Genomic DNA, 5,035 nt, shown 5'->3' with positions numbered 1-5,035 from the left:
GGGTCCTATTCCGACCGATCGTTCCGCTCTTCCGATGTGTGATCCCGATTACGGGAAAACATTCACGGAGAGTTTGATCCTGGCTCAGGACGAACGCTGGCGGCGTGCTTAACACATGCAAGTCGAACGATGAAGCCTTTCGGGGTGGATTAGTGGCGAACGGGTGAGTAACACGTGGGCAATCTGCCCTTCACTCTGGGACAAGCCCTGGAAACGGGGTCTAATACCGGATAACACTTCCCTCCTCCTGGGGGGTTGTTAAAAGCTCCGGCGGTGAAGGATGAGCCCGCGGCCTATCAGCTAGTTGGTGGGGTAATGGCCTACCAAGGCGACGACGGGTAGCCGGCCTGAGAGGGCGACCGGCCACACTGGGACTGAGACACGGCCCAGACTCCTACGGGAGGCAGCAGTGGGGAATATTGCACAATGGGCGAAAGCCTGATGCAGCGACGCCGCGTGAGGGATGACGGCCTTCGGGTTGTAAACCTCTTTCAGCAGGGAAGAAGCGAAAGTGACGGTACCTGCAGAAGAAGCACCGGCTAACTACGTGCCAGCAGCCGCGGTAATACGTAGGGTGCGAGCGTTGTCCGGAATTATTGGGCGTAAAGAGCTCGTAGGCGGCTTGTCACGTCGGTTGTGAAAGCCCGGGGCTTAACCCCGGGTCTGCAGTCGATACGGGCAGGCTAGAGTGTGGTAGGGGAGATCGGAATTCCTGGTGTAGCGGTGAAATGCGCAGATATCAGGAGGAACACCGGTGGCGAAGGCGGATCTCTGGGCCATTACTGACGCTGAGGAGCGAAAGCGTGGGGAGCGAACAGGATTAGATACCCTGGTAGTCCACGCCGTAAACGTTGGGAACTAGGTGTTGGCGACATTCCACGTCGTCGGTGCCGCAGCTAACGCATTAAGTTCCCCGCCTGGGGAGTACGGCCGCAAGGCTAAAACTCAAAGGAATTGACGGGGGCCCGCACAAGCAGCGGAGCATGTGGCTTAATTCGACGCAACGCGAAGAACCTTACCAAGGCTTGACATCGCCCGGAAAGCCGTAGAGATACGGCCCCCCTTGTGGTCGGGTGACAGGTGGTGCATGGCTGTCGTCAGCTCGTGTCGTGAGATGTTGGGTTAAGTCCCGCAACGAGCGCAACCCTTGTTCTGTGTTGCCAGCATGCCCTTCGGGGTGATGGGGACTCACAGGAGACTGCCGGGGTCAACTCGGAGGAAGGTGGGGACGACGTCAAGTCATCATGCCCCTTATGTCTTGGGCTGCACACGTGCTACAATGGCCGGTACAATGAGCTGCGATGCCGCGAGGCGGAGCGAATCTCAAAAAGCCGGTCTCAGTTCGGATTGGGGTCTGCAACTCGACCCCATGAAGTCGGAGTTGCTAGTAATCGCAGATCAGCATTGCTGCGGTGAATACGTTCCCGGGCCTTGTACACACCGCCCGTCACGTCACGAAAGTCGGTAACACCCGAAGCCGGTGGCCCAACCCCTTGTGGGAGGGAGCTGTCGAAGGTGGGACTGGCGATTGGGACGAAGTCGTAACAAGGTAGCCGTACCGGAAGGTGCGGCTGGATCACCTCCTTTCTAAGGAGCACTTCTTACCAGGCTTTGCTTGGTCAGAGGCCAGTACACCGGCGAATGTTCGGTGCTGGTTGCTCATGGGTGGAACGTTGACTACTCGGCACGATGGGTTGTTTCTTGCAAGTACTGCTTCGGCGTGGAAAGCAAGAGATGGTCGGTCGGGTCGGGCACGCTGTTGGGTATCTGAAGGTACGGGCTTTTTGCCTGTGTCTTCGGTTGCCGGCCCCAGTGCACTCGCTGTTCTCAGCGGGGTGATGGGTGGTTGGTCGTTGTTTGAGAACTGCACAGTGGACGCGAGCATCTGTGGCCAAGTTTTTAAGGGCGCACGGTGGATGCCTTGGCACCAGGAACCGATGAAGGACGTGGGAGGCCACGATAGTCCCCGGGGAGCCGTCAACCAGGCTTTGATCCGGGGGTTTCCGAATGGGGAAACCCGGCAGTCGTCATGGGCTGTCACCCATACCTGAACACATAGGGTATGTGGAGGGAACGAGGGGAAGTGAAACATCTCAGTACCCTCAGGAAGAGAAAACAACCGTGATTCCGGGAGTAGTGGCGAGCGAAACCGGATGAGGCCAAACCGTAGGCGTGTGATACCCGGCAGGGGTTGCGCTTACGGGGTTGTGGGATCTCTCTTTCACAGTCTGCCGGCTGTGAGACGAGTCAGAAACCGTTGATGTAGGCGAAGGACATGCGAAAGGTCCGGCGTAGAGGGTAAGACCCCCGTAGCTGAAACATCAACGGCTCGTTTGAGAGACACCCAAGTAGCACGGGGCCCGAGAAATCCCGTGTGAATCTGGCGGGACCACCCGCTAAGCCTAAATATTCCCTGGTGACCGATAGCGGATAGTACCGTGAGGGAATGGTGAAAAGTACCGCGGGAGCGGAGTGAAATAGTACCTGAAACCGTGTGCCTACAAGCCGTGGGAGCGTCGCGCATCAAGTTTACTTGGTGCGTCGTGACTGCGTGCCTTTTGAAGAATGAGCCTGCGAGTTAGCGGTGTGTAGCGAGGTTAACCCGTGTGGGGAAGCCGTAGCGAAAGCGAGTCCGAATAGGGCGATTGAGTTGCACGCTCTAGACCCGAAGCGGAGTGATCTAGCCATGGGCAGGTTGAAGCGGCTGTAAGAGGTCGTGGAGGACCGAACCCACCAGGGTTGAAAACCTGGGGGATGACCTGTGGTTAGGGGTGAAAGGCCAATCAAACTCCGTGATAGCTGGTTCTCCCCGAAATGCATTTAGGTGCAGCGTCGTGTGTTTCTTGCCGGAGGTAGAGCACTGGATAGGCGATGGGCCCTACCGGGTTACTGACCTTAGCCAAACTCCGAATGCCGGTAAGTGAGAGCACGGCAGTGAGACTGTGGGGGATAAGCTCCATGGTCGAGAGGGAAACAGCCCAGAGCATCGACTAAGGCCCCTAAGCGTACGCTAAGTGGGAAAGGATGTGGAGTCGCAGAGACAACCAGGAGGTTGGCTTAGAAGCAGCCACCCTTGAAAGAGTGCGTAATAGCTCACTGGTCAAGTGATTCCGCGCCGACAATGTAGCGGGGCTCAAGCGTACCGCCGAAGTCGTGTCATTTCAGCAATAGGGCCAACGCCCGCTGGGATGGGTAGGGGAGCGTCGTGTGCCGGGTGAAGCAGCCGCGGAAGCGAGTTGTGGACGGTTCACGAGTGAGAATGCAGGCATGAGTAGCGATACACACGTGAGAAACGTGTGCGCCGATTGACTAAGGGTTCCTGGGTCAAGCTGATCTGCCCAGGGTAAGTCGGGACCTAAGGCGAGGCCGACAGGCGTAGTCGATGGACAACCGGTTGATATTCCGGTACCCGCTTTGAAACGCCCAGTATCGAATCAGACGATGCTAAGTCCGTGAAGCCGTCCTGGAGCCTTCGGGCAAAGGGAAGTGGTGGAGCCGGCGAACCAGATCTGTAGTAGGTAAGCGATGGGGTGACGCAGGAAGGTAGTCCAGCCCGGGCGGTGGTAGTCCCGGGGTAAGGGTGTAGGCCGTGTGATAGGCAAATCCGTCACACATTAAGGCTGAGACCTGATGCCGAGCCGATTGTGGTGAAGTGGATGATCCTATGCTGTCGAGAAAAGCCTCTAGCGAGTTTCATGGCGGCCCGTACCCTAAACCGACTCAGGTGGTCAGGTAGAGAATACCGAGGCGTTCGGGTGAACTATGGTTAAGGAACTCGGCAAAATGCCCCCGTAACTTCGGGAGAAGGGGGGCCATCACTGGTGATCGAATTTACTTCGTGAGCTGGGGGTGGCCGCAGAGACCAGCGAGAAGCGACTGTTTACTAAAAACACAGGTCCGTGCGAAGCCGTAAGGCGATGTATACGGACTGACGCCTGCCCGGTGCTGGAACGTTAAGGGGACCGGTTAGTGACCTTTCGGGGTTGCGAAGCTGAGAACTTAAGCGCCAGTAAACGGCGGTGGTAACTATAACCATCCTAAGGTAGCGAAATTCCTTGTCGGGTAAGTTCCGACCTGCACGAATGGCGTAACGACTTCTCGACTGTCTCAACCATAGGCCCGGTGAAATTGCACTACGAGTAAAGATGCTCGTTTCGCGCAGAAGGACGGAAAGACCCCGGGACCTTTACTATAGTTTGATATTGGTGTTCGGTTCGGCTTGTGTAGGATAGGTGGGAGACTTTGAAGCTGTGACGCCAGTCATGGTGGAGTCGCCGTTGAAATACCACTCTGGTCGTGCTGGATGTCTAACCTCGGTCCGTGATCCGGATCAGGGACAGTGTCTGATGGGTAGTTTAACTGGGGCGGTTGCCTCCTAAAGAGTAACGGAGGCGCCCAAAGGTTCCCTCAGCCTGGTTGGCAATCAGGTGTTGAGTGTAAGTGCACAAGGGAGCTTGACTGTGAGACCGACGGGTCGAGCAGGGACGAAAGTCGGGACTAGTGATCCGGCAGTGGCTTGTGGAAGCGCTGTCGCTCAACGGATAAAAGGTACCCCGGGGATAACAGGCTGATCTTCCCCAAGAGTCCATATCGACGGGATGGTTTGGCACCTCGATGTCGGCTCGTCGCATCCTGGGGCTGGAGTCGGTCCCAAGGGTTGGGCTGTTCGCCCATTAAAGCGGTACGCGAGCTGGGTTTAGAACGTCGTGAGACAGTTCGGTCCCTATCCTCTGTGCGCGTAGGAATATTGAGAAGGGCTGTCCCTAGTACGAGAGGACCGGGACGGACGAACCTCTGGTGTGCCAGTTGTCCTGCCAAGGGCATGGCTGGTTGGCTACGTTCGGAAAGGATAACCGCTGAAAGCATCTAAGCGGGAAGCCTGCTTCGAGATGAGTATTCCCACCCCCTTTGAGGGGTTAAGGCTCCCAGTAGACGACTGGGTTGATAGGCCAGATGTGGAAGCCCGGTAACGGGTGGAGCTGACTGGTACTAATAGGCCGAGGGCTTGTCCTCAGTTGCTCGCGTCCACTGTGTT

2 rRNA genes are annotated in these 5,035 nt (G+C 57.0%); both read left to right on the top strand.

The features are described 5' to 3' along the window. Nucleotides 1-61: 61 nt before the first annotated feature. Nucleotides 62-1,587, top strand: a 16S ribosomal RNA gene (locus J0695_RS05940). Between the two features lie 302 nt (nucleotides 1,588-1,889). After that, a 23S ribosomal RNA gene (locus tag J0695_RS05935) occupies nucleotides 1,890-5,013 on the top strand. The 16S and 23S rRNA genes sit together here, the layout of an rRNA operon. Nucleotides 5,014-5,035 lie beyond the last annotated feature (22 nt).

Origin of the sequence: Streptomyces beijiangensis (genome assembly GCF_017315755.1) — a bacterium.
Taxonomy (GTDB): Bacteria; Actinomycetota; Actinomycetes; order Streptomycetales; family Streptomycetaceae; genus Streptomyces; species Streptomyces beijiangensis.
This window is presented reverse-complemented; position numbering and strand designations above follow the sequence as displayed.